General features: G+C 56.9%; 21 protein-coding genes, 1 tRNA gene and 1 riboswitch. Of the genes, 14 read left to right on the forward strand and 8 right to left on the reverse strand.

Annotated features, from left to right (window positions below):
• Positions 1 to 211 precede the first annotated feature (211 nt).
• From AC01ZF_RS03860 to AC01ZF_RS03880, 5 genes are read right to left on the reverse strand one after another with little or no spacing between them, the layout of a single operon-like run.
• Positions 212 to 2,149, reverse strand: coding sequence for a hydantoinase B/oxoprolinase family protein (locus AC01ZF_RS03860; protein WP_428111413.1), 1,938 nt, complete (start codon positions 2,147 to 2,149; stop codon positions 212 to 214).
• Positions 2,150 to 2,192: 43 nt separating this feature from the next.
• Positions 2,193 to 4,238 (reverse strand): hydantoinase/oxoprolinase family protein, encoded by a 2,046-nt coding sequence (locus AC01ZF_RS03865; RefSeq protein ID WP_428111411.1) that lies wholly within the window; start codon positions 4,236 to 4,238, stop codon positions 2,193 to 2,195.
• 45 nt (positions 4,239 to 4,283) lie between these two features.
• Complete coding sequence (locus tag AC01ZF_RS03870; protein WP_428131973.1) at positions 4,284 to 5,237, reverse strand: hydroxymethylglutaryl-CoA lyase; 954 nt, start codon at positions 5,235 to 5,237, stop codon at positions 4,284 to 4,286.
• Positions 5,237 to 6,445, reverse strand: coding sequence for a CaiB/BaiF CoA transferase family protein (locus tag AC01ZF_RS03875; RefSeq protein ID WP_428111407.1), 1,209 nt, complete (start codon positions 6,443 to 6,445; stop codon positions 5,237 to 5,239). Before AC01ZF_RS03875 ends, AC01ZF_RS03870 begins: the two co-directional genes overlap by 1 nt.
• A 5-nt stretch (positions 6,446 to 6,450) precedes the next feature.
• Positions 6,451 to 7,152: a GntR family transcriptional regulator gene (locus AC01ZF_RS03880; RefSeq protein WP_424675649.1), complete on the reverse strand. Its 702-nt coding sequence runs from the start codon at positions 7,150 to 7,152 to the stop codon at positions 6,451 to 6,453.
• Positions 7,153 to 7,305: 153 nt separating this feature from the next.
• Between AC01ZF_RS03880 and AC01ZF_RS03885 the strand changes: the two genes are divergently transcribed.
• On the forward strand, positions 7,306 to 8,505 hold the full coding sequence (locus tag AC01ZF_RS03885; RefSeq protein ID WP_424675650.1) for a glycosyltransferase family 2 protein: 1,200 nt from the start codon (positions 7,306 to 7,308) through the stop codon (positions 8,503 to 8,505).
• An 84-nt stretch (positions 8,506 to 8,589) separates the two neighbouring features.
• On the opposite strand, the gene AC01ZF_RS03890 is transcribed toward AC01ZF_RS03885, so the two are convergent.
• The gene (locus AC01ZF_RS03890) at positions 8,590 to 8,757 is read right to left on the reverse strand and encodes a hypothetical protein (RefSeq protein WP_428111404.1); all 168 of its coding nucleotides are present in this window, start codon (positions 8,755 to 8,757) and stop codon (positions 8,590 to 8,592) included.
• Positions 8,758 to 8,972: 215 nt separating this feature from the next.
• Between AC01ZF_RS03890 and hflX the strand changes: the two genes are divergently transcribed.
• Both hflX and AC01ZF_RS03900 read left to right on the forward strand, forming a co-directional pair.
• Positions 8,973 to 10,352, forward strand: coding sequence for a GTPase HflX (hflX, locus tag AC01ZF_RS03895; protein ID WP_476575128.1), 1,380 nt, complete (start codon positions 8,973 to 8,975; stop codon positions 10,350 to 10,352).
• 457 nt (positions 10,353 to 10,809) lie between these two features.
• Positions 10,810 to 11,598 (forward strand): ABC transporter permease, encoded by a 789-nt coding sequence (locus AC01ZF_RS03900; protein WP_428111400.1) that lies wholly within the window; start codon positions 10,810 to 10,812, stop codon positions 11,596 to 11,598.
• Between the two features lie 5 nt (positions 11,599 to 11,603).
• Here AC01ZF_RS03900 and AC01ZF_RS03905 read toward each other — a convergent pair whose 3' ends face one another.
• Positions 11,604 to 12,920: a bifunctional folylpolyglutamate synthase/dihydrofolate synthase gene (locus AC01ZF_RS03905; RefSeq protein ID WP_476575129.1), complete on the reverse strand. Its 1,317-nt coding sequence runs from the start codon at positions 12,918 to 12,920 to the stop codon at positions 11,604 to 11,606.
• A gap of 583 nt (positions 12,921 to 13,503) precedes the next feature.
• Between AC01ZF_RS03905 and AC01ZF_RS03910 the strand changes: the two genes are divergently transcribed.
• From AC01ZF_RS03910 to AC01ZF_RS03935, 6 genes are all read left to right on the forward strand, one after another.
• Positions 13,504 to 14,715 carry a DNA double-strand break repair nuclease NurA gene (locus AC01ZF_RS03910; protein WP_428111398.1) on the forward strand — a complete coding sequence of 404 codons (1,212 nt, stop codon included), beginning with the start codon at positions 13,504 to 13,506 and terminating at the stop codon, positions 14,713 to 14,715.
• 5 nt (positions 14,716 to 14,720) lie between these two features.
• Positions 14,721 to 15,335, forward strand: a complete 615-nt coding sequence (locus tag AC01ZF_RS03915; RefSeq protein ID WP_424675656.1) for an HAS-barrel domain-containing protein — start codon at positions 14,721 to 14,723, stop codon at positions 15,333 to 15,335.
• A gap of 648 nt (positions 15,336 to 15,983) precedes the next feature.
• Positions 15,984 to 17,012, forward strand: a complete 1,029-nt coding sequence (locus tag AC01ZF_RS03920; protein WP_476575130.1) for an LLM class F420-dependent oxidoreductase — start codon at positions 15,984 to 15,986, stop codon at positions 17,010 to 17,012.
• A gap of 1 nt (position 17,013) precedes the next feature.
• Positions 17,014 to 18,159, forward strand: a complete 1,146-nt coding sequence (locus AC01ZF_RS03925; protein ID WP_424675658.1) for a pyridoxal phosphate-dependent aminotransferase — start codon at positions 17,014 to 17,016, stop codon at positions 18,157 to 18,159.
• Positions 18,160 to 18,388: 229 nt separating this feature from the next.
• Complete coding sequence (locus AC01ZF_RS03930) at positions 18,389 to 19,285, forward strand: sortase (RefSeq protein ID WP_424675659.1); 897 nt, start codon at positions 18,389 to 18,391, stop codon at positions 19,283 to 19,285.
• 14 nt (positions 19,286 to 19,299) lie between these two features.
• Entirely contained in the window at positions 19,300 to 21,162 is a 1,863-nt protein-coding gene (locus tag AC01ZF_RS03935) for a hypothetical protein (protein ID WP_476575131.1), read from the forward strand.
• A 45-nt stretch (positions 21,163 to 21,207) separates the two neighbouring features.
• Here AC01ZF_RS03935 and AC01ZF_RS03940 read toward each other — a convergent pair whose 3' ends face one another.
• The gene (locus AC01ZF_RS03940; protein ID WP_424675661.1) at positions 21,208 to 21,645 is read right to left on the reverse strand and encodes a phage holin family protein; all 438 of its coding nucleotides are present in this window, start codon (positions 21,643 to 21,645) and stop codon (positions 21,208 to 21,210) included.
• Between the two features lie 150 nt (positions 21,646 to 21,795).
• On the opposite strand from AC01ZF_RS03940, the gene AC01ZF_RS03945 reads away from it, so the two are divergent.
• The 5 genes from AC01ZF_RS03945 to AC01ZF_RS03965 all read left to right on the forward strand — a co-directional run bounded on the left by AC01ZF_RS03945 (position 21,796) and on the right by AC01ZF_RS03965 (position 25,060).
• Complete coding sequence (locus AC01ZF_RS03945) at positions 21,796 to 22,584, forward strand: class I SAM-dependent methyltransferase (protein WP_015941820.1); 789 nt, start codon at positions 21,796 to 21,798, stop codon at positions 22,582 to 22,584.
• 34 nt (positions 22,585 to 22,618) lie between these two features.
• A tRNA-Ile gene (locus AC01ZF_RS03950) sits at positions 22,619 to 22,693 on the forward strand.
• 82 nt (positions 22,694 to 22,775) lie between these two features.
• A riboswitch (TPP riboswitch) is annotated at positions 22,776 to 22,891 on the forward strand.
• Between the two features lie 69 nt (positions 22,892 to 22,960).
• Entirely contained in the window at positions 22,961 to 23,254 is a 294-nt protein-coding gene (locus AC01ZF_RS03955; protein WP_015941821.1) for a thiamine-binding protein, read from the forward strand.
• Positions 23,247 to 24,065, forward strand: a complete 819-nt coding sequence (locus tag AC01ZF_RS03960; protein WP_424675662.1) for an ABC transporter permease — start codon at positions 23,247 to 23,249, stop codon at positions 24,063 to 24,065. The genes AC01ZF_RS03955 and AC01ZF_RS03960 overlap by 8 nt, the downstream gene beginning before the upstream one ends.
• Positions 24,065 to 25,060: an ABC transporter substrate-binding protein gene (locus AC01ZF_RS03965; protein WP_424675663.1), complete on the forward strand. Its 996-nt coding sequence runs from the start codon at positions 24,065 to 24,067 to the stop codon at positions 25,058 to 25,060. The genes AC01ZF_RS03960 and AC01ZF_RS03965 overlap by 1 nt, the downstream gene beginning before the upstream one ends.
• The last annotated feature ends 54 nt before the right edge of the window (positions 25,061 to 25,114 follow it).

A 25,114-nucleotide genomic window follows, 5' to 3' on the forward strand; every position in this document is an offset into this window, starting at 1 on the left:
CGGCGTATAGCGGAGAGCTGGGGGTGGTGTAGGCCTTGATGAAGTCGATTACCAGCAGTGCCGGTTGTTCGCCGAAGCCGACTCGGCCGGCTAAACCGTGCTGCCGGTAGTCGTCGGTAAGTTGCTCAAAGCGTGTCATAGTTCCTCAGGCGGTTACCCACCGGTGTCGGTGCACCGGTGGGTAGTTGGTCAAGCGAAGCGAGCCTTCTTTCTAGTCGGCTGTGACTTCGTGTTGCTTGACAGGCTGTGCCATACGCTCGCGACGAGCGGCGCGGGCCATGGCCCATCGCACCGGTTGCGGTTTACGCGGTGCCGGCAAGCCGGTCTCGGCTTCGGCATTGGCCAGCAACTCTTCCAGCGGCGGTCCGAAGTCGAAGCCTTTGATTTCGCCACGGGCAGCAGCCAGCTCGGTGCGTTTGGCTTCGGTAGCGGCCACGTCGATGTCTAACGTGTCGGTCAGTACGACGCCGTAGTCATTCAGGGCCTTCTCGCGGCTGACCAACCCGTAGCGTACATCACGCTGCACGGCCTCCGGTGGGCGGGTGAGTGGATCTTTCCAACCGCCGCCACCGGCAGTGCGGTAAATCAATTGATCACCTGGCTCAACCGCAATTTGGTCGCACTTGCTGGGCAATACCTTGCGTGTGCCATCGGTACGCACGAGAATCTTCGTTGACCGACTACCCGGCTTACCGCCGACGTTGCCCCACGGCGGTGTTAACCAGCGGTCGTCGTGGATCGAGATTTCGCCCGGCTCGAGGAAGGTGTAGATCTTCTCGATACCATTCCCACCACGATGGAAGCCGGCGCCACCTGAGTCCATAATACTGGTGTAGCGTTCGATCCGGATCGGATAGTAGCTCTCAAGGTATTCGGTGGGAATGTTGGTAAAGAGCGGCCACCACGAGTGCCCGTCCATTCCGTCGCCAATCGGACGACCGGGAATACCACCGTAGTTGATCTCCATCAGATAGAAGAATTCACCGTCCTTATCGTAGCCGGAATAGAGCAGGTAGGGCGAGGTGCCATAGCCGGCAGCAGTAGTGAACTCGGGCGCACGTTTGGCCAGCGCACCGCCGAGCACGTCGAAGAGGCGGGTGAGGGCATGGGTACGGCATCCCAGTGCAGCCGGAAACTCCGGCTGGATAAGGCTGCCTTTGGGCATAATGACATGCAGCAGCGGGTAGAAGCCGTCGTTGAACAGGATTTGCGGGTCAAAAACCATAATCAGGTAGACGCCGATGAACATTTTGAACATCGATTCGTTGAGGTAGAAGTTGATCGGCCCCATCGCCTGCGGGTCGGTGCCCGTCCAGTCGAAGTAGGCTTCATGACCCTCGCGCCAGATTGTCAACTTCATCTTAAACGGCCCATTGCCCAGCCCATCATCATCGACATAATCTTCAAACGACTGTGGTTCTTCGGGCAGGTTGCGCACGATCAGTTCCTTCATCGCCCGGTAGGTGCGATCGAGCAGGGCTTGAGTGGCTGCCAGATAGACATCTTTGCCAAAGCGGTCGCACAGCTCGATGACCCGCTTTTCGGCGGTGCGGCAACTGGCAATGATTGCCATCAGGTCGGCGCGGTTCATTTCGGGCTGGCGGACGTTGTTGAGCATGATGTCGAGCACGGCTCGGTTGAGTTTGCCGCGTTCGTAGATCTTAACCGGTGGCAACCGCAACCCTTCGCCGAAGATGGTGGTGGCGTTGGTTGGCAGCGATCCGGGCAGTGGACCACCCACATCTTGGGCATGGCCGAACATGCTGGCCCAGCCAATCAGTTCGCGATCCTCACCCTCGCCGTAAAAGATCGGCAGCATTACCAGTAGGTCGTTGATGTGGCTGATCGCCCCACCGCAGAGGTACGGATCGGAGAGCAAAATGACATCACCGGGTTCGATGGTTTGATCCCAGTTGTCGAGTAAGCCAGCAATATACGAACCAAACTGACCGACGATCATCCGCCCGTGCGGATCGGTGATCATTGGAAACTGGTCGTGCTGCTCACGGATCACCGGGCTCATCGCCGTGCGGTAGAGTACGGCGTCCATTTCGTATCGGGTATTCTTGAGCGCATTCTCGATAATATCGAGCGTGACCGGATCGATCTCGATCTGGGGAATCGACGCAATCTTGAGATTGGTTGCCATCGTTGTTCCTCGCTATTCGTCTTGGTGCAACGCTGCACAGCAGTTAGCTCCGATTGATCAACAGGTTGAAGTACCGATCCACGGTTGCGGTGTGGTGGGGCAGCACCACTGTTGTGCTATCGACTTCAGTGATAATGGCCGGTCCTTCGATCTGCATACCGGGGCGTAGTTTGTTGCGGTCGTAGAGTTTGGCCGTGATCCATTCACCGTGACGGTAGATTTGGTGGTCGCCGGTGTAGGCGCTGCTGGCATCGGCATCACCCGGCTCGGCTTCCGGCAACTCCACCTTCGTCACGCGGCCAATGCCGACTGCGCGCAGATTGACAATCTCGACGTTGCTGTCGAGCATAAAACCATAGGTGCGGTCGTGCAGCTCATTGAAGCGCTGCACCAGCAGCGGGATCAGGTCTTGCTCGAATTCGGCCTCGCTGATCGCAATCGGCATCTCGTAGCCTTGGCGGTAGTAGCGCATATCGACGAAGTAGCGAATCTCTTGGCGGGCGGGCGGGATGGCCTCATTGGTCAGCATCGCCTGTGCTTCTGCGCCCAGTTCACGCAGCATCCCGACCATCTCCTCTTGCTCAACCCGATCGACGGTGCGGATGTAGGTGCGGGCAAACTCGTCGCGATAATCGGCGCTGAGATCACCAAGCGCGCAGAGCAAGCCGGGTGCGGGGGGTACGATCACCGGATAGCAACCGAGCAATTCGGCCAGTGCATTGCCGTGCAGTGGACCGGCTCCGCCGAAAGCCATCAAGGCAAACTGGCGCGGGTCGAAGCCGCGTTGCACGCTGACCAGCCGCAGTGCGCCGAACATATTCTCGTTGACGATGCGCAAAATTCCTTCGGCGGCATCCATCAGGCTGAGGCCGGTAGCATCGGCAATCTTCTGTATCGCTGCCTTAGCTGCAGCCACATCGAGCTGCATCGCGCCGCCGAGGATGCTTGGCGGCAAATAGCCGCAAACTAGATTGGCATCGGTAACGGTCGGTTCGGTACCGCCTTTGCCGTAGCATGCCGGACCGGGCACGGCCCCGGCGCTTTGCGGGCCAACGCGGAGGGCGCGAGTGAGGGTAGGCACGTGGGCTATGGAGCCACCGCCAGCGCCAACCGAGCGTACATCGACCGAGGGCACTTTTACCGGGAAATAGCCCAGGACCGTCTCACGGGCAATGTTCGGTTCGCCCATACAGAGCGAAACATCGGTTGAGGTGCCACCCATATCAAAGGTCAAGATACTAGGATACCCGGCGCGAATGGCAATGTGGAGTGCGCCTGCTACACCTCCTGACGGGCCGGAGAGCAGCGTGTAGACCGGGTTCTCCTCGGTCGTCTCGGCAGTCATCAGGCCGGCGTCCGAGCGCAGGATGTTCAGTTTGGCCTGTACGCCTTGTTGGCGCAGACTCTGATCGAGATTGTGTACGTAAGTCTTGACTTTTGGTTTGACATAAGCGTTCATGGTTGCGGTGAGGGTGCGCTCATACTCGCGAAACTCCGGCAACACATCGTATGAGATTGTCACCGGCAGATGAGGAGCAACGCGCTGAGCAATCGCCTTGAGCCGACGCTCGTGGTCGGGGTTGGCGTATGAGTTGATTAACGAGATGGTGAGTGACTCGATTCCCGAATCGACCAACTCACGGATAACGGCTTCAGCTTGCTCTTCATCGAGTGGGCGAACCACTTCACCACGGGCACTCATCCGCTCACGCACCTCGCGGGTATCGGCCAAGGTTGCCGGTGGTTCCGGCTTAATCATAATCATCCATCCGGCCAGTGGTCCTGGCGTCTGCGAGCGGGCAAGGTGCAGAATCTGCTTGAATCCTTCGGTGGTAACGAGACCGACGCGCGCTCCCTTGCTCTCAAGAATAACGTTTGTCGCGACGGTCGTACCGTGCATAATTTGGGCTACTTGCGAGGGGGCAATCCCGGCCTGTTGGCAGATGGCCGCGATACCGGCCAGCACTGCCTCTGACGGATCATGCGGTGTAGAAGGCGTCTTGTGGCGCCAGTAGCGCCCGCTCTCCTCGTCGAAGAGCATGAGGTCGGTGAAGGTACCGCCGACGTCGACTCCAATACGGTAACTCATGTCTCCATTCCTCCCTATAAAACCAATCGCTCCCCGAAGAATCCGCTAGGACGTGTGGTGTGTTGCCGTAGTGACGTAGGTATAGACCGGGCCGGCCTTACCGGTGAGGGCCGGCAGTGGTCGACCGAGGGTTGTACTCAGCCAATCAGAGGTGTGCAAAAGAGTCGGCAGGTCGATCCCGGTGGGTACACCGATACCGTTGAACATGTGAACCAAATCCTCACTGGCAATATTACCGACGGCACGAGGGGCGAAGGGGCAGCCACCGATCCCACCTACCGCTGCATCGAACGAACGGAAGCCGGCCTGCCAGGCAGCAAAAGCGTTGGCATACCCGGTGTTGCGGGTATTGTGCAGGTGGATCGTGAGGGTGACATGCGGCAACCGATGCATTGCCAGTTTGCACAACTTTGCCACCTGCGTCGGCACGGCCATACCGGTGGTATCGGCGAAAATAATCTCGTTGGCACCGAGATCGACGGCGTGTTCGGCAATCGAAATGACTCGTTCAGGGGAAACGTAGCCATCGAATGGACAGCCAAACGCCGCACCGATGGCGACACCAAATGCAAGGCCGTCGTAGTAGATGCGTGAGGCGAGTTGACTAAACTCGGCTAGTGATTCGGCGGTCGTGCGTTTGAAGTTGGCCTGATTCAACCCGTCACTGGCAGCCAGCACCAAACGAACGTGACGTAGACCGGCAGCAGCCGCCAATTCGTAGCCACGTTGATTGGGAACAAGTGCGGTAAAGCGAAACGTATCGTTCGTGGTGCGCGCCGCCAGATGATAACCGCGCTCGGTGAGCAGGCGAGCAATTTCCGCAGCGCCGGCCATTTGCGGCACCTGCCGCGGATTGACAAACGACCCGATCTCAACCCGTGGCACACCGGCAGCAAGCAGGTGTTCGATCAGTTCAACCCGTGTGCTCGGATCGAGTATCTCAGGCTCATTCTGCAGGCCATCGCGCGGGGCGACATCAATAATCGTGACGGCTTCCATCAGACTACTCGCTTCGCTTGCAACGTTGCCAATTCATCCTCGCTCAACCCAAGTAGATCGACAAACACCTCGCGGTTATGCTCACCGAGTGCCGGCCCGGTCCAATCGATACCACCCGGTGTGGCCGAAAGGCGTGGAACGACATTCTGCATTTTGATCTCGCCCAATTCGGGATCGTGGACACCGATGATCGACTGACGCGCAATAAAATGGGGATCGCTCAGCATCTCTTTGGCGGTGTAGATACGACCCGCCGGGACGCCATACTCGTCCATCATGGCTTGGAGTTGATCAGCGGTGTAATTGATCGTCCACGCCGCAATCAGATCATCGAGTTCAGCTTGGTGTTCGCCGCGCGCTTGGTGAGTGGCGAAACGCGGGTTGCGGGCCAATTCGGGTTGGCCCATGGCTTGAGCAAGACGGGTGAAAATCGTATCGGCGTTAGCCCCAATCACAAACCAACCGCCATCAGCAGTGGGGTAAATATTCGAGGGAGCGACATTGGGCAAAATATTGCCGGTGCGCTCACGGATATGGCCGGTCAACTGATATTCGGGGATCATGCTCTCCATGAGGGCCAAGACCCCTTCGTAGATCCCAATATCAACGACCTGTCCCTGCCCACTACGCTGACGTTGATGAAGCGCCACGAGCGCACCCAGCGTTGCAAACGTTGCCGCCAGCGAATCACCGATACTAATACCGATGCGCGTTGGGGGGCGGTCGGGAAAGCCGGTGATCGCGCGAATACCACCCATCGCCTCACCAATGGAACCAAAACCTGCCTTATCGCGGTATGGTCCCGTCTGCCCAAATCCACTGACCCGGATCATGATCAAGCCGGGATTCAGAGCACTCAAATCTTCCCAACCCAGTCCCCATGCTTCGAGCGTACCGGGACGAAAGTTTTCGAGGACCATATCAACGTGAGGAACGATCCGTTTGACCAGTGCCTGCCCTTCGGGAGTGCGCAGATCGATGGTGATCGACTTCTTATTACGGGCCAATACCGGCCACCAGAGAGTGCGACCCTTGTAACGATGGCGGCCCCACTCCCGCATCGGGTCGCCTTTACCGGGTGGTTCAACCTTAATCACCTCAGCCCCGAAATCGGCCAGCAACTGACCACAGAACGGCCCGGCCAAAAACGCACCTAGTTCCAACACACGGATATCATCGAGTGGTCGTGGTGGACGTTGACGACTCACAATCCCTACTCCTCGCCGAACGCCGCAGTTTCTGTGCGCCGGCTCTGTAACAACACATCACGGCCATAGAAAATGTGTTCTCGCATCATTGCACGGGCACGATCGCCGTCACCCAACTTCAGTGCGGTCAAGATACTGCGGTGAAAAAAGTTGGAGATGTGGCGCTCTTCGGCGCGATACCAATAGAACGAGCGAAACTGCAAGGGGATAGCAACGATCTGGTTGAGCATCGCAATCAAGCGTTGATTACCGGCAGCTTCAGCGATGGTTTGATGAAAGATGGCGTTCTGCTCAACCAGGAAGTGAACTTCGTCTTCACGACGGTCGAAGTGCTGCTGTAACGAAGCCTCGAGTGCAGCAGCGGCGGCTTCCATCCGCTCCAACTGTGCCGCTGTGATATGCTGAGCGGCAAGATAGGCTGCGTGCCCTTCGAGCAAAGCGCGCAAATCGTACATCTCGAGCAGATCGTTGGTTGTGAAGTTCCGGGCTACCGCGCCGCGATTGGGAAAGATCTGTACCAACCCTTCGGCGGCTGCGCGCACGAGTGCCTGTCGCACTGGTGTTCGACTAACGCCAAGGTCTTGAGCCAGGCGTTCCTCAATGAGACGGGTACCGGGTGGGTAATAGCCTTCGATCAGCAACCGGCGTAGGCGCCGGTAGACGTGATCTGCGGAGGATGTATCATTAGTTGTATACAATCTGCTCATTACAATTGGGTGTAGTAGCAAAAAGATGATCGATGTCCTCAAGATGGTAAATGGATTTTCACCTATTACCATCGAATAAAACAGTTTATACAAATAAGATATATTTCTTATGCCCAGAAAGGATTGTATACAATATAGCAGATGATACGCGACATGTCAAGAGGGGAAGGAAGGACAAAAACGGTTGCCAATTGGAGTCAGTTGGGAGCAGTCTTCTATGCGTTCGATGCAGCGGTACAGGTACAGGGCGATAATTATTTAGAAGTTCTACCTATTTTGTCGCCCGCCAATCTCGATTACAATGGGAAGCGCATGCCTACTGAACAATCCGAAGTCACTACTATGTCCGACCGTCCGCCCATTTCAGTGGTTATCCCAACCTACCACGCACGTCGTTTCTTACCGGCCTGCCTCAGTGTGGTAATGGCCCAGTTGCGTCCATCCGACGAGATCGTACTGGTTGACAACCACTCACGTGATCGGGCCGGTGCGTGGGTGCGCGCGCATCTACCGACGGTACGGGTGCTTGATCTACCATACAACGCCGGTTTTGCCGGCGGGGTGAATGCCGGTATTGCTGTAGCGCGGGGCGATCTCATCCTGCTGATCAACGATGACGCACTGGCCGAGCCGGGGTGTGTGGCAGCGTTGTGGCAGGCCCTGGTGATTTCACCGGCAGCAGGGTGGGCTGCCGGCGTGTTAACCTTTAGTCGTCAACCGGATATTGTCGCCGGAGCCGGTATTCGTTTTCAGGCTGATGGTATTGCTACCGATCGTGACCTTGGTCTGCCGGTTAGCGCCTTACCATCGCAACCGCAACCGGTGTTTGGGGCGAGTGGTGGTTTAGCGTTATTACGCCGGTCAATGCTTGATGATATCGGTCTCTTCGCCGATTTTTTTAGCTATCTCGAAGACGCCGATCTGGCGTGGCGGGCGCGGTTACGTGGTTGGGAGTGTGTCTTGGCGCCGCATGCTCGTGCGCGCCATATCTATTCGGCGACGGCCGGTGTTGCTAGCCCGCTAAAGCAACGCTTGCTCGGACGTAACCGACTTCGCATGATTATCAGATGCTTACCCACGCCGTTGCTGGTAGCCTGTTTGCCGTCGATCCTCGCCTACGATGGTATGGTTATCGCCTACGCTGCTTTGCGCCGCCAACCGGCACTCATCGCCGGGCGGCTGATGGCTCTGGCCGAAGTGCCAATGCTCTTGCGCCAACGTCGCGTTATTCAGGATCGGCGCACGGCTACCATTCCTGCACTCGCACGCTGGATTGAGCCGCCGGCTGGCCCGTTGACGACGTGGCGCCTACAACGCCGACTTGCCAGACTAACGCAACCGGCTACAACTTAATGGGTTCTAGACAAAGCGGGTGGTCACCGACCACCCGCTCCGGTACCACGTTGTATCTTACGGCGCTACGCCGTTGGGGCTGTGCTATTTGCGCCCTATGGTATTGATGAGGCGTTGCCATAATCGGTACCACCACGAGCGCTGACGGCGGAGGCGACGCGCTTCGCGCACCAGTCGTTCGTGTTCGGCATCACGGATTAGATCACGCTGATGCACTACCGCAGCCGTCAACGCAAGCCACGTGTCGTTCATGCCTACCCTCCTCTGTCGTAGAGCGACGCAGCGACCTCATCGTCTAGCGTCGGAATGCAAGCCAGAGGATGATACCTCTTGCTTCATACCATTTACAGTGTATAATAGATACTACTGATTGTGCGAAAAATAACAATTACTAACGGTTGTCACTCTATCACCAGCCCGGCACATGCTTGAAGTGACCGGGTGAGCGTGCTACAATATAAATGCGTATGGTCCGAATGCTTGCACGGTCAAAGGAGACTGCCATTAACGAGATCCGCACTCACGACGGAAAACGCCTTTATTCCACGACAATGCCGCGCCGGCGGGCTTTGCTGGTCGGTGCCGAAGTCGCCAGTTTTCGTAGCCCATGGCCGGTAGAGGATTCACTTGACGAATTGGCCCTCCTCGCCAAGACGGCCGATCTGGAAGTGGTCGGTCGGGTTTTTCAACGTTTACCCGAACCGCAACCCAAGTTTTTTATCGGTCCCGGTAAAGTGAAAGAGGTGGCGGCACTGCGCGAGCAGACGCAAGCCGATCTCATCGTGTTCGATGATGAACTCAGTCCGGCCCAGATCCGTAATCTGGAAGAGGAGTTACAAACGCAAGTTATTGACCGTACTGCGTTGATCCTCGATATTTTTGCCCGTCACGCTCGCACTCATGAGGGGCGCTTGCAGGTTGAATTGGCCCAGTATCAGTACCTTTTGCCGCGTCTGCGCCGACAGTGGACGCACCTTGAGCGACAGACCGGTACCAGTGGTGGTACTTCAGCCGGTGGTATGGTCGGTCTGCGCGGCCCCGGTGAGACGCAGCTCGAAATTGACCGCCGCTTGATCGAACGCCGGATCGCGTGGCTGAAAGAGCAATTAGCCGATGTTCACCGTCACCGCGAGTTGTACCGTCAGCGTCGGCGTCAGACCGGTGTACCGATTATCGCACTGGTCGGCTATACCAACGCCGGCAAGAGTACCTTACTCAACGCGATGACCGGCGCCGATGTGTTGGCGGAAGATAAGCTGTTTGCTACCCTCGATCCGACTACGCGGCAGGTATTGTTGCCCGGTAATACCGTTGCGCTGATGACCGATACCGTCGGTTTTATCCAAAAATTACCACCCCAACTGATCGCTGCGTTTCGGGCTACTCTTGAAGAAATTGAGGAAGCCGATCTGTTGTTGCACGTGGTTGATGTGACCCATCGTAATGCTCAAGAGCATGCGCAGACGGTTGAGCGGACTCTCCGCGAGCTAAAGGTCGATTATAAGCCGATCTTGACGGTCCTCAACAAGATCGATTTGCTCGAGGGTGCAACTGCTGAGGGTATTGACCAGATCGCTGCTGAGATGGGTCTGCCCGGTGATATTGTAGCCGTGTCAGCCCAGCGCGGCTGGGGGTTGCAGACGCTTGGTGAGCGGATTGTGGCGACGTTGGCGCAACGCATGGTGCGGGTTGATGCGTTGATCCCCTACCAGCGTAACGACCTCGTTGCGCTCTGGCGGCAGCGTGGTGTGATCGAAGTTGAGGAATTCGGTAGCGACGGTGCGCATATCGTTGGCCGACTGCCGCCGGCATTGGCGCCGCAGTTTGCCCGCTTTGCACGGGCGTAGGGTTGTGATAGGTATCTCAGCTCGTTATCATACAGCAATGCGACGGTAGCCCTGCCTGGTTGCGGGGCTACTGTCGCATGTAAAGACCCGCATTGGCCTACTCTCGTGTCCTGGTTTTCTAACGTCGTTGAGTGATCGTGTGTCGCGTCCATCGTTCCTTACCCTCAAGGACGCAATGCGCACTACCGTACTGCTATCGTCTCCCGTATTCCAGCGCCGATGTGGTGATGTTATGGTGGGATGCTCGGTAAGTGTTTGTGCGCCTTGTCAAGTGATGTCATTCCGCTCCGAATCTTCCGCGGCGAGGGGGATCGATGCTGTACCGTCTGTTGCTGCTCGGTGAGGTGTGTCGGTGCTGGCAGTCGCGCATGTCACAACGGTGTGCGTTTTTCTCTTCTGGTACAATACCTGCAATGCGTCTTCATCATTGGTCACGTATCACGAGAATATACGTCCTATGCTCCGCTACCTTCGCCTGTTTGCCCTCTTTGCTCACAATAGCTTACAAATCGCCCTCGAGTATCGAGTCAATTTTGTCACTGCGCTGTTTCAGAGCACCTTGTGGCTCGTATGGGGTGTGCTCGGTACGCTCGTGTTCTTCCAGTTTAGCGGCACGCTCGGCGGCTGGACGTTGCCGCAGGCGTTGCTGGTCGTCGGTCTCTTTCGTATCTTCGAGGGCTTGATCGATGGTATTATGCGCCCCAACATTACCCGCATCGTCGAACATATTCAGAAAGGGACACTCGATTTTGTGTTGGTCAAGCCGGTTGATAGCCAGTTTATGGCGTCACTGCGCCAGATTAATCTGCTCGTGTTGCCCGATCTCCTCACCGGTTTAGGCCTGATCGGTTACGGGCTTTGGCTTGGTGATATGTGGCCCACTCCCGTGCAACTGCTTGCCTTTCTCTTTTTGCTCGGCTGCGGCATCGTAACGGCCTACGCCATCTGGATGCTCCTGGTGACGACGGCTTTCTGGTTGGTGCAGGTCGAGAATGTCACCGAACTGCTCACTGCTATCTATGAGACGGGGCGTTTTCCGGTAACGGTCTATAGCCCGACGATCCGATTGGTTTTGACGTTTATCATCCCAATCGCCTTCCTCACCACCTTCCCGGCGGCGGCACTCATCGGTCTGCTGGATCCGCTCTACCTTGCGCTCGCGCCGATAGTCGCCGGTGTGTTACTCCTGGCGTCGCGCTTGTTTTGGCGCGTTGGACTACGCTCATACACGAGCGCCTCATCATAACCAATCTAATCTGCCACCGCCAATCCCAACGCCTCGCGTGCTGCACCGGCTACAAACAGCGAGCCGGTAACGCAGATCAGGTCATCGGGACCGGCTAAGGTGCGTGCTGTCGCAATCGCTTCGGCCACGATAGGTACGATGGTGATGGGCGCACTCGTGAACGGTTCGACCTCAGTCGCGATGCGGTCGAGGTCCATCGCTTTGGGATGGCTCGAACGGGTAATGATGATGTGATCGGCGTGCGGAGCGAGTGCGGCAGCGATGGCAGCAATATCTTTATCGCGCGATGTACCGAGCACGAGAATAAACCGGTGATGTGGTAATTCTTGCTCGATAGCCTGCCACAACTTTGCTGCCGAATCACCGTTGTGGGCGCCATCGATCAAGATGCGCGATGGGCCGTCGATCAACTCAAACCGTCCCGGCCACCACGCTGCGGCTAACCCGCGCCGGATCGCTGCATCGTCAATCGCAATCCCCTGCCCGCGCAACAGCAACGCCGCTCCCATCGCCAACCGCGCATTTTCTCGTTGGAACGTGCCGTGCAACTTGCCCGGCTGCGGCGGCGCTGGATAAGCTAACGGCTGTCCGTCTGCCAGCCACGGCTCCACTGCCGCCTCAGCGGCCAGCCAGAGCGGCGCGCCAACCGTCTGCGCTTCAGCGACGAAGACCGCTGCCGCCTCAACGTGCTGCGGTACCGTGATTGCCGGTTGGCCGGCGCGGATAATACCAGCTTTGTTGTAGGCAATGTCGCGCAACGTTGGCCCCAGTATCGCCATGTGGTCATAGCTGATCGAGGAAATCACCGCGACCAGTGGTGTGATCGTCGCCGCCGCGTCATACCTTCCGCCCAAACCAACCTCGACGACGGCCAGATCGACCTGTTTGGCGACAAAATGGCGCATCGCCATCACAAAACCAATATCGAACGTGCTAGGCCGGCCATAGGTCGCTACGTCAAACCCCTCTACCACCGGTAACACTGCATTGACCAACTCGATCAGCGTCTGCTGACTAATCGGCTCACGGTCAATCTGGATCCGTTCGCGGTACGAACTGAGGTGCGGCGATGTCCACAACCCCACCTTCAACCCAGCGGCACGCGCCATGGCTTCAATCATCGCGCACGTACTGCCCTTGCCTTTGGTACCGGCTACCACGACGGCACGTAATTGTTGGTGTGGGTTGCCGGCATCGCGTAATAATGCGGTAATTCGATCTAGTCCGCGTTGGGCAATAGAGGGATCGGGCGATCCTTGGCGGGTGGGGTCGATGAAACTGTAGATGTAGTCTAGTGCCGCTTGGTAGGTCGTGATGGACATAGCCAACCCTGAATCGTAACGTCGCGCATCGCCGGCGAGGGCTGATGGGCGACGGATGGATGCCGTTGGTGTATGATACCATTGCTAGGCAAAGGTTGAGGATGGGCAGGCAAGGGTGAACGTAGAGCCGTTGTCTTACAATGGCTCTACGCGCAGGGGCTATTGTGTGTACGTGGCTAGCGTGCAGTCATCGGGATGAACGTAGTGTAGATGTTCAGTTTGCGCGCTTGCGGCAACCCGGTTGAGAATACCGCCGAAGTGTTTCCCGATGTAGCAAGGACAGCGTAGCTAGGCAATATTCTAAAATGATGATATTTGTGTAGTAGCGCTGGAGCTATGCAAGCTGCGCATGCAGTCTGCTTATGGTGATGGTTGCGCGTGAGTTGCCTGCATGTTGAGTGGGGCGTCGGTTATCTCGCAAACGGTATGGTGCAAGCTGGAAGTGCGATCGCTCGCACAGCACACTCTCGGTATATCGAACATTGCACCTTTACCGTAACGTTCTCCTTTGCCCACGTACATTGACAGACCGTACCGGATCATCTATCCTAAACAATACGAACAGGTGAGCGAAGGAGTCGGCATGAGTCTTAATCTCGCTGCGCTCGGTAAACAGGTTCGTGTGATGAGCCAGACCGTTGCCCGTGAAGCGCGACAGCGTGATCAGCGTCTTGATGAGGTGCGCCAACGCTATCTGGCCGGGGTCGGTCAGGAAGATACATGGCATACCGCGGTTGAGTTAAGTTCACCATCGTTCAACTGGCTATTGGCCGATCCGGTGGAGGCGCTCGATACGGTAGGCGATTTGCCACCTATACCCAACGACTATGCAATCGTGGCGACCGATGGCTCGCATCTCGATGTCGACCGCCACGGTGAGGTTGATTGTTACTTGATCAACATTGGGCAGGTCTATATCCGGTATGGAACCAACCCAGAAGCTCGGCTCGAATCGCTACCGCGCCTCTTCTTTACCGAAGATGAGCTATTTTTGACTGATGACACGCGCCGCATTCCCATTGAAGGTGCGGTGCTGAGTATGCGGCGTGATGTTGAGGAAGGATTAGCGTTGGCACGATTAGCCGCCGACTATCTGACCGATCCGAACCTTCCACGTGTAGCATTACAAGATGGTACCTTGATTCGATGGGCGTTGGCGAATGCCGACGCGAAAGTACGCGATCACTTTTTGCAGCAGTATTTGGCATATCTCGACCAGATGCAGAAGCTAGCCATCCCGGTTGCTTCGTACATCAGTCGCAGTCGCTCGCCAGAGGTGATGGGGTTGGTCCGGTTGATGCTGTGCCCTGATGTGAATGTCAAAGCGCAGCGCGGGGCAAATTGTACCCAATGTAGTGATGCCAAACAGGGACTCACCCCGTCGTGTATGGTGTGCCAAGACTTGATCGACGCCGATCTGTTTGCGCCGCGTTTGCGTGAAGGTCAGCGCAGTCCTATTTTTCGCTCGCTGAGCCGGATTAGCGTTGAGCGGTACGAACATCACCAGATTCACTTCTTTTTCTTGCGGGTCGGGCGCGAGCTGGCCCGTGTCGAGCTACCCGGTTGGGTGGCGAGCCAGCCGGCATGGGTCAATCAGGTGCATGCGTTGGTCTACGATCAAGCGGCGCGCGGCCTGGGCTATCCGATTGCCTTGCAGCGTGCTCACGAACAAGCGGTGATTCGCAGCGCCGAGCGGCGCGTGTTCGAGCAGATGGTCTCTGGTGCGATCCAGCGCGCCGAAGCGCCGGCTGGCGTTTCGGCCAAGCGCGAGAGTAAGCAGTTTGTGCAGGGATGATACTCATGACGATGCCGCAAAATGGCCGGATCGGTGAAATTATCGAGTCTTCGACGACTCAGTTTGTCGCTGCGACATACGAATTGTTGGCTGCGCCGCCGTTTGGCGCGTTGGTGCGGGCCACGACTCGTGATACCAATATGCAGGTCTATGGACTGGTCTACGATATTCATACCGGCAGCCGCGAACCGGGTGGTCGGGCGATTGTGCGTGGCCGTACCTACAGCGGGCGCAATCTGTACGACGACCAAATCTACCGCGAACATCCCGATCTCGGCGAGGTGCTGCAAACCGAGTTCGCTGCACTGACGGTCGGTTACACCCTCGATGGGCGTTTGTTTCAACGCCTGCCGCCCCAGCCGCCACCGGTTCACTATTCAGTCTATCCTTGTACCGATGCTGAACTGGTTATGTTCGGCGAGCAACTCGATTTTTTGCGCACCGTTTTGCTCGCTCCCGGGGTGCCGTCGGATGAACTGTTGGCCGTGTCCGTCCGCGCGATCGCATTGGCCCGCCGTGATGGCCCTGCCTATCTGGTGCGGGTTGGCCGTGAATTGGCCCGGCTGCTCAAAGAGGATTATGACCGTTTGACGGCGCTGCTGCATCAGATTAGGCCGTAAACGACGAACGCAACGGTATCGTCGCAGCGCCCGGTGGCTGATCTTGCGATGTGGAGTGAGGAGCCGCTTCTCGCTTGTCATTGCGAGCCGAGCGGTCGGGGCCGAGCACCGCTCGGCCCGCCGCGAGGCGAAGCAATCTCCCCCAAGAGCGGGATTCTATTACTCATCGAAAACGTATCATTTGTGCATCGTTTCGTAGCAGTATCTGCCCTCCCAACCCTTCCTTCGTTGTGGGATGAGTGATAAAGAGCCACCAAAACACCCAAACCGCGCAAAACGACCCTCTTAGATGTTGGGTCTTTTGTGGCGCTTGACAGTTCTTCACTCTCAGCCCGCGTCGCCAGTTTCGCAACCGTAGCAGCCCTTCGGGGCCATGTGGTCACCATCCTTCGGTGCTTGCTCTACGGAATGCGGCAATGGTAGAGGTCTTGCGCAAGGTAGCCAACTTGCGCTGTGGCGTGCGGCATAGGAATAACCATAAAAACACCTAAAGCTCGCAAAAAGCCAAGATTCTATGTCTTTTGTGACTCTTGGCGGCTCTTCACCCTCAGCCCGCGTCGCGAGTTTCGCATCCGTAGTGGCCTGCACCTCTTGCCCTAACATCTGCTATCATATCCATTCAGAAGCCGATCTGTCACGGAGAACATTATGCTCTTGCTCGATGCCGCTTTTCAGGTTGATGCCAATCCCTTGCCGAACGCCGCCGCCGTGGCCCAAGCTGCCGAGGCGATTGGCTTTGCTGCGCTTTGGGCACCGGAGACAGCCCACAACCCCTTTCTCCCCCTCACAATTGCTGCCGAACATACGCGGCGGCTTACTATCGGTACGGCGGTGGCAATCGCTTTTCCACGTAGCCCAATGGTGACGGCTCAGATTGCGTGGGATCTGGCCGGTTTTAGTGGCGGGCGGTTTGTGTTGGGGTTAGGCACACAGGTGAAGGCCCATATCGAACGACGTTTTAGCAGCGTCTGGGATTCGCCGGTAGGCCGGTTGCGCGACTACATCGATGCGCTCCGTGCCATCTGGCAGTGTTGGCAGACTGGCAGCAAGCTCGATTATCGCGGACAATACTATCAACATACGTTGATGACACCTTTCTTTAGTTCTGGCCCGATCGATCATCCGCAGATCCCAATTTATATCGCCGGTGTGAATACCGGTCTTGCCCATCTGGCCGGTGAGATATGCGATGGCTTCCACGCCCATCCACTCTCAAGTGCCCGTTATTTGCGCGAAGTTTTGCGCCCGCAGATTACCGCCGGAGCTGTGGCTGCCGGTCGCGATCCGGCGGCGTGTATCATCGCCGGAAGTGCTTTAGTGATTACCGGACATAATGCCACCGAACGCGCCCGCATGCGCGCCTTCGTGCGTCAGCAAATTGCCTTTTATGCCTCGACACCGACCTACCGCGCTGTGCTTGAATGCCATGGCTGGGGTGAGGTTGGCGAAGAGTTGTCGCGCTTGGCGGCGCAGCAGCGGTGGGCCGAGATGACTGCACTGATCGACGAAACAATGATGGCGACCTTTGCTGTGGAAGCCGATCCGGCCGATCTGCCAGCGGCGTTGCGGGAACGGTACGAGGGTTTGCTCGACCGGGTTGCACTCTATCTGCCGTTTGTGCCCGGTGAACGTGATGCGTTTTGGCGTCATCTCGCTGTTTCGCTGAATGGTGCGTAGGATGGCCGGCGTTTTTACCCAGCTTGATTTGTCACCCAATCGGTTGGAGGTAGCCCGGCAAGCGTGTGCAGCACGCGGCGATCTGATCGATCTAACAAGCAGTAACCCGACAACCCAAGGGTTGCTCTTTCCACCGGAGGTATTGGCAACTGCTGCCGCTAAATACTGGACAACTCGCTGTTACCGACCTGATCCTCACGGTGATTTGGCAGCACGCGAGGCAATTGTCGCGTATTACGCACGGCGCACGCCACCGTTGGTTCTCACGCCCAACGATATTTTCCTGACGGCCAGCACGAGCGAGGCCTATAGTCTGCTCTTTGCTTTACTCGCCGATCCGGGTGATAACCTCCTCGTACCGAATGTGACCTACCCACTGTTTGAATATCTGGCTGCGCTCCGTAATCTGGAATTGCGTAGCTATCAACTCGATGAAGACCGGGATTGGCAGATCAACCAACGCTCGTTGCGTCGCGCGGTTGATGACCGAACACGCGCAATTTTGATCGTCTCACCACATAACCCCACCGGCGCAATTGTCGAACATTCGCTGACAACCCTTGATCTGCTCGGTGTACCTATCATCTGTGATGAGGTCTTTGCTCCATTTACGTATGCAGCACCTTCGACTCCGCCGTTGGCGGCCCTCCATCCCGATCTGCCGGTATTTACCCTGAACGGTATCTCAAAATTGTTCGCTTTACCCGACCTCAAATTGGGATGGATTGCACTTAACCGACCTGCGCGCGCTTTTGCTGCACGGCTAGAGCTGCTTAACGATACGTTGCTTGGGGCAAATGCGCTCAGCCAGTTCCTCTTGCCGACCCTCTTCGCTGCCGGTGAAGCGTTTGTTTCAGCGATGGTTGAACGGGTGCGCACGAATCTGACCTTTGCCCTGCAACGGTTCGCCGATCACCACCGTATCCATGCCCGTCCTCCTGCCGGTGGTTATTATCTCTTTCCTTCCATCAGCGGCTGGGATGATGAAGAGGCGCTCGCTCTCTATCTCCTTGAACAGGGCGTCTTTGTCCATCCTGGTTATTTCTACGGTGATGTTCCCGGCTGTCATATTATGCTGTCGGCGCTGACCGAACCACACGTCTTTGTTGCCGGGGTAGAACGTCTCTGTGTGGCCCTGACCGGATAATACTTGACCGCGTGTTTGCATGGTAGATAGCCATAGTTGCCTATTGCAGAGCATTCTAGCCTCGGCTATAATGCTTGCAATCGAATGGATGGAATGCATATTTGTGTGCTAATCATGCGGAATATGTCGTTTTTCAAACCGAAAAGGTTGTAATGCCGCTTGCGATACAGCGAGATTCTCAACCGAGTGTACCATTCTGTTCACGAGCAGAGTCAGTAACAGTACGACGATGACCACATCTTCGCAGCAACGCTCCTCTCCCCGCTGGTTGGCTGTATCGTCGGAACAGCCGATCAGTGATCGCGATTTGCTGCAACACCTCCTGTTACAAGAAATCCCGGCTCGGCGCCATCCGCTGCGTCCGGCACAGTTACGTTCACGCACGGTGCAGCGTGAACAGGCACTACGCGGCTTCTTGCAGCGCACCTGGGTTGATCGAGTACTGCTCGTCACCGAAGTCATCCTCTTTATCGCGATGGTTGCAGTCTTTGCATACTGGCTGATCGATGGCTACGGGCGTGATTGGTGGCGAGCATGGATAGCACAAACCCAACCTGAGGTGCTTGCACCGACAATACCGATCCCACCGGCTCCGGTCGCTCCACCGGCGGCTGCACCTCATCTTCCTGCCTTGCCCTTTACGAAATCTGAATTGGCCGTCGAACCACCAGATTATCTTGCGCCACAAACGCATGTTCAACCCTTACCCAAAACCGATCCCCGACCGCAACGGTTGCGTATCCCCGCGATCCAATTGGATACACCTGTCTACGAGGTCTTTGTGGTCGATGGTGCGTGGCAGGTGGCCGAGTATGCTGCCGGCTACCATCACGGCACAGCTTTGCCGGGAACGACAGGTAACACCGTGTTGTCGGGTCACGCCGGTTTGCGCGGGGCGGTGTTTCGTAATCTACCGGCACTTAAGGTTGGTGATGAGATTGTGCTCGAAACAGGTAGTTGGCAGTACCGCTACCGTGTCCGTGAATTGCGCAATGTTTGGCCAACGCAGGTGGAGGTGATGGATCCGACTCCATCACCCGTTCTCACCTTGATTACCTGCACCAACTGGGATACGCAACGCCTGATCGTCATTGCCGATCTGGTCGACTCGCGCCCGCTCAGTTGAGGCAAGGAGGCTGTATGCCACCAAAACCGTCGCACTCTGCCAAGTTACCCCCTGGTCGCGGTCGTGCTCCGGCACCGTGGACGATCTGGGAACTTATGGCGATTGCGGTGAGTGTCTTGATGATTGTGGTACCTCTCTCGTTCGAGGTGCTGAATTGGTTGCTCCCGCCGGTTGTGCCGGCGCAGGGGCTGATGGCTGTGACTGAAACGACTGTTAGCCTTGAACAGCGCCCACCAACGTTTACACCGGTAAATTCACCCACGCCAGGAACGGTAACCCCGGTGACGCCGACGGTGGATACACCGACCGCGGTGACGCCGACGGTAAATACACCGACCGCGGTGACGCCGACGGTGGATACACCGACCGCGGTGACGCCGACGGTGGATACACCGACCGCGGTGACGCCGACGGTAAATACACCGACACCGTCACCTACCCCTGGTATCACCCGCGTGAACAAGTTTGCTTCATTAAGTACAGCGGCGCCCGGTCAACCGTTTAGCTATAGTCTTGCCGTGACGACCCAAAGTGATAGTACGCTTACCCTGACGCTACGTGATGTACTAGCACCTGAGCTTGAAGTACTCAACGTATCGGCGGTAGGAGGATCGTGCTTTTTGGGTCAGACGGTGCTCTGCACGCTAAACGTTAGTAGTCTTAATCCGGCATCAGTAACGATACAGGTACGGGTAGGTTCATCGGTCAGCGAGGGAACGGTTATTCCTAATCAAGCGACACTTGAACAGGGTAGTTTGCGGATCGGTGTTTCAAATGTTGTCAATGTCACGGTTGCCGGATCAGCACAGCCCACTCCAGAACCAACGTCTGCAACCCCAACCCTCACGGCAACCCCAACCCCAACGGTGCCTACTACCCCAACATTGGTGACGGCTATCCCGCCAACGGTGGTTGTAACCAACACTCCGGTACCGTCTACCCCACGGCCAACATCTCCGCCACGACCTCCGGCGCCTCCTGAGCCTACTCCAACAGCATCACCCGTACCACCGCCGCCCACTGCTCCTCCACCGGTGTTACCGACGGAGCCGCCATCACCGGCGCCGGTCGTCACGGTTGTGCCTCGCCCAACAGCAACGCCGCGTCCTCGTCCGCCGGTACCGCCAACCAATACGCCGACACCGGAGGTGTCGCCAACTCCAACCGAGCCACCTGCACCGGCTGTGTTCGGTGAGTCTGATCTGCTCTTGCGGCTATCGAGTGATTGGGGAAGTGTTTATGCCGGTCAGGACGTGGTCTTTACGGTAATCTTGGGCAACTCGCATCCATCTCAAACGATCAGCACTGTCAATGTTCGCAGCGTTATGCCGGCGAACTTGCAGGTGTTGAATGCCAATGCAAGTCGCGGGGCCGATCCGGTGATCAACGGGCGGATAGTAACCTACGTTGCACCTGATCTCGCCCCCGGTGAGCGGGTAGAGTTGACCATTGCAACCCGTGTCCAGCCTAACGTGGCAGTGGGTACGCTCCTTGTGGTTCAAGCGCAGGCGAATTATAGCGGGTTGAGTCGGCCGGTCTTTTCCAATATCAGTACCGTGTTGGTGGTCGGATCACAGCAGGTGGCGACGGCTACTCCGACGTTGTCACCAACGATCGGTCGAACGCCGGTAGTGACGAGTAGCCCGACGGTGACGGCAACGGTGACGGTAATTGCTTCGGTGACGGTGACGCCGATGACGGGTGGCACGGTGACCGCTACCACCATACCTGTACCACCGGCGGCAGGTGGTCAAAGCGGTAGTCAAGCACCGCTACCGAATACGAGTGCCGGGATACCCTTCCTTGGTGTGTTATTGCTGGGTGCTACCTTGCTAACCCGCACGATACGGCTCCATCGCGCTCGTGAACGGATTTGAGGCCATTATTCGTCGCTAGGGGTACGGGCGTCACTGTACCCCTCCTTACTCCCTTGGCCGACGCTCAACCACGATCCGAAATTGGACATCGCCGGCAAGGTATTGCAAGGTCGTGCTGACGAGCGAGATAACCACGCCACCAAAAAAGGCCGGCCAGAAGCCATTAACCACGAAATTGATACCAAGCTGGTCGGCGAGTGCTGACGTTAATCCTAACAGCAGCGCATTGATCACCAAGCCAAACAAACCGAGGGTCAAAATAACGAGCGGGCAGGTCAGGAAGTAAAGCAGGGGCCGTAGCAGAGCGTTAAGCAGCCCAAACAGCAGAGCTACTACCCCAATCTGCCAGCCCGGCCCGCTAAACTCGATCCCCGGTACGATCCAGACCGCAGCAAAGATTGCCAGCGAGTAGATGAGCCATCGCAGAAACAGTCGGCTCAATTCGCTTCGTTGTGGGGTTGACGACTGAGAAGGTGGAAACATTCCTCGGCTCCTTCCTATCAAACCGGCGCGCGATACCCGACTCGCCGATCTGTCACGAGTATGATACTATACGGCGCGGCATAATGAGGTAGACCGCCGTTACCGTGTAAGCGATGATGTGCAACTTCTTATTACATAGACGAACAAACCATGACGAAAGTTGATGAATCAGCTCTTTTTGCGCGGGTGGCCCAGAGCGCGCGTGCCGATGGTAAAGAGGCCTACTTCCGCTTACATCGCCATCGCTTCGCCGCAATGTTGCGAGCAATGGGGCCGGCGCATGGCGCGCATGTACTTGAAGTCGGTGTCACTCCGGGCCAGTTTACCGAATTATTAGTTGGCGCCGGTTTTCGAGTCAGTGGGGCCGATCTCGACCCTCTTACCCGCAAAGCGCTCTGGGATCGGTTAGGGGTCGAAGTACGGCGGGTTCATCTTGAGCGCGAACCGCTGCCCTATCCTGATGCCGGCTTTGATTGGGTGATCTTTTCAGAAGTGATCGAGCACATGGTCTATTCGCCCCTGCCGATCTTACGTGAGTTTTACCGCGTCCTTCGACCCGGTGGTCGTGTGCTGATTACGACACCCAATGAGCTGTATCTCAAAAGTCGGGCGCGGGCGATTGTCCGCATGCTGTTGTGGCAGAGCTTGAGTACCCGTGAAGAGTTTCGCCATCAAATGTTGCTTGAGGGCGAGGCGCGCTATACCACCCATAGCCGCACGTACACCATGGACGAGCTGACGTGGCTTGTTGAGCAAGCCGGTTTTCGCATTGCGCTCAAGCGGTTTGAATCACCGTGGGAGCGAGTCGGTCTCGAAGCCGGCCGGCTGTTCCGCGCTCCTCATCGTGTGCTCGCCAAGGCGCTCTTCTTCGTCCTTACGACGGCCATCCCACCAACCCGCTCAATGCTGTTGGTAGTTGGGCAAAAACCGATGAGTTGACGACAATCCTTGCTCTTCGCTATAATAAGGCAGCGGGCCGCTAGCTCAACGGCAGAGCAATCGGCTCATAACCGACAGGTTCTCGGTTCGAATCCGAGGCGGCCCACCAGAAGCGACCGGCACTAGCCGGTCGTTGTTGTCTGGCGCTTGACAAGCGCTTAACTTCCTTCTATCATTACCAACACAACTTCATATGTAGCGAGGGGTGCCGGGAGAGCCTGGCTGAGAGTGCGGCCCAACTGATGCCGCTAACCCTTTGAACCTGATCTGGGTTATGCCAGCGGAGGGATTGCTAAGTGATGTGACGTACCGTCGCTTCCATTCGCTGGGGCGGCGGTTTTTTGTTGTTAGATGATCGTATGTTAAGGAGGAACGTATGCCCGCAGTTACCGTCAGTTTCGAGGTTCTGCCCGCCGGTTTGCCCGATAAAGCTACGACTTATGCCGCTGTTGATGCCGCGATTGCGGTAGTGGCCGAAAGTGGCTTGACGTACCGTGTCTGTCCAATGGAAACGACCATTGAAGGTGATTACGATACGATTATGGCCGTGATTAAACGGGCGCAAGACGCTGTACTGGCCGCCGGTGCTAGCCGGGTCTTCACCCTGATCAAGGTTGATTACGATCCCAACGGTTCGTCGATTGCCGAAAAGTTGGCGAAGTATGAGTGAAGAGGCCTCTGCTCCTATTACTCCTCCAACCCGGCCGTTGTCGGTGCAGGTAACGTGGCGGATTCGATTGGCTGAATACGGACCGCCGACTCTCCTCGTGGTTGGCTTATTGCTCCTTTGGGAGGGACTGGTCTGGTTTTGGGCTGTACCGGTCTGGTTGCTGCCACCACCGTCTCGGATTGTGACTACGCTCTTGAGCAGCTTGCCGGTGTTGGTCGAACATACCTTGGCTACCCTTACCGTGACTATCCCCGGCTTCGCACTGGCATTGGTGACCGGTTTTGGGCTGGGCGTGGCCCTCGATGCCTCGCCGTTGCTCCGTCGCGCCCTTTATCCGCTACTGGTAACATCTCAGACGGTGCCGATTGTTGCGATTGCACCGTTATTGGTGGTGGGTTTTGGGTTCGGTCTTTTACCCAAGATGTTGGTCGTCGCTCTGATTACCTTCTTCCCGATTGTGGTCAATACAATTGATGGCTTGCAAAGCGCCGACCGCGATCAGCGCCGTCTCCTTGAGGCGATGGGTGCTACCTACTGGCAACTGCTTCGCTTGCTCCGTTTGCGTGCAGCGCTGCCAATGATCTTTACCGGGATCAAAGTCGCGATTACCTACAGTGTTATCGGTGCAGTCTTGGCCGAATGGATTGGGGCTAGCGCTGGGTTGGGCGTGTACATCGCCCGTTCGTTACGCGCTTTTCGCACCGATCAGGTTTTTGTCGCGGCATTAGTAACCTCGTTACTCACGGTTGCCCTCTTTTCGTTGGTGAGTTTGCTTGAACGCTGGATCGTGTTTTGGAAGGGAGAACACTAATGCACAGATGGTTTTTGCTGACCCTGGTCATCCTGCTGACCGCCTGTGGCGGTGGTGCCGCTACGCCGACAACGTCGACCCAAGCTCCTCTCACCAAAGTGCGGGTGGGACTGGATTGGACGCCGAATACCAACCATACCGGCTTGTACGTTGCTCAGGCGAAAGGCTACTATGCCCAGCAAGGCTTAGAGGTTGAGATCCTCGGCGCACAAGAGGGGGGGACTGTCGAGCAGTTGGTGGCAACGGGCCGCCTCGATTTTGGTATTTCGTATCAGGAAGGCGTAACTCAGGCTCGGGTCGAGGGCGTACCGATTGTCTCGATTGCTGCGATTATTCAGCACAATACGAGTGGTTTTGCCAGCCGTGCTGAAGAGGGCATCACTAGCCCGCGCGATTTTATCGGTAAAAAGTATGGTGCATTCGGTTCGCCCGTCGAACAAGCAGTGATTAAGGGGTTGCTCGAATGCGCTGGAGTTGGCGATCAATTCGATCAGGTGCAGTTCGTTGACATCGGCAGCTCCGATTTCTTTGTCGCGACCGAGCGTGATGAAGTGGATTTTGTCTGGATCTTTAAGGGTTGGACGGGAATCGAGGCTGAGGTGCGGGGCGTGCCACTCAACATTGTGATGATGAATGATCTCCAGTGCATTCCCGATTACTATACGCCCGTGCTCATCACCGGTGAGAAGCTCATTGCCGAACAACCCGATCTTGTGCGACGCTTCCTCGCTGCCACGAGCGCCGGGTATCGCTTTGCCATTGAGCAACCGGGTGAAGCAGCCGATATTTTGCTCAAAGCTGCGCCTGAACTCGATGCCGAACTTGTCCGGCGTAGTCAGCAATATCTGGCCGGTCAGTATCAGGCCGAGGCAGCACGCTGGGGCGAGCAGAAGCTTGAAGTCTGGCGTGCCTACGCACAGTGGATGGCCGATCGTAACCTGATCGCTCGCATGATCGAGCCGGAAAAGGCGTTTACCAACGATTTCTTGCCGTAGCCGTGTCAAGACGTGAAAACGATCTTCTGCCCGGTGCGTTTTCGCGTCTTGCCA

The organism is Chloroflexus sp. (assembly GCF_056331925.1).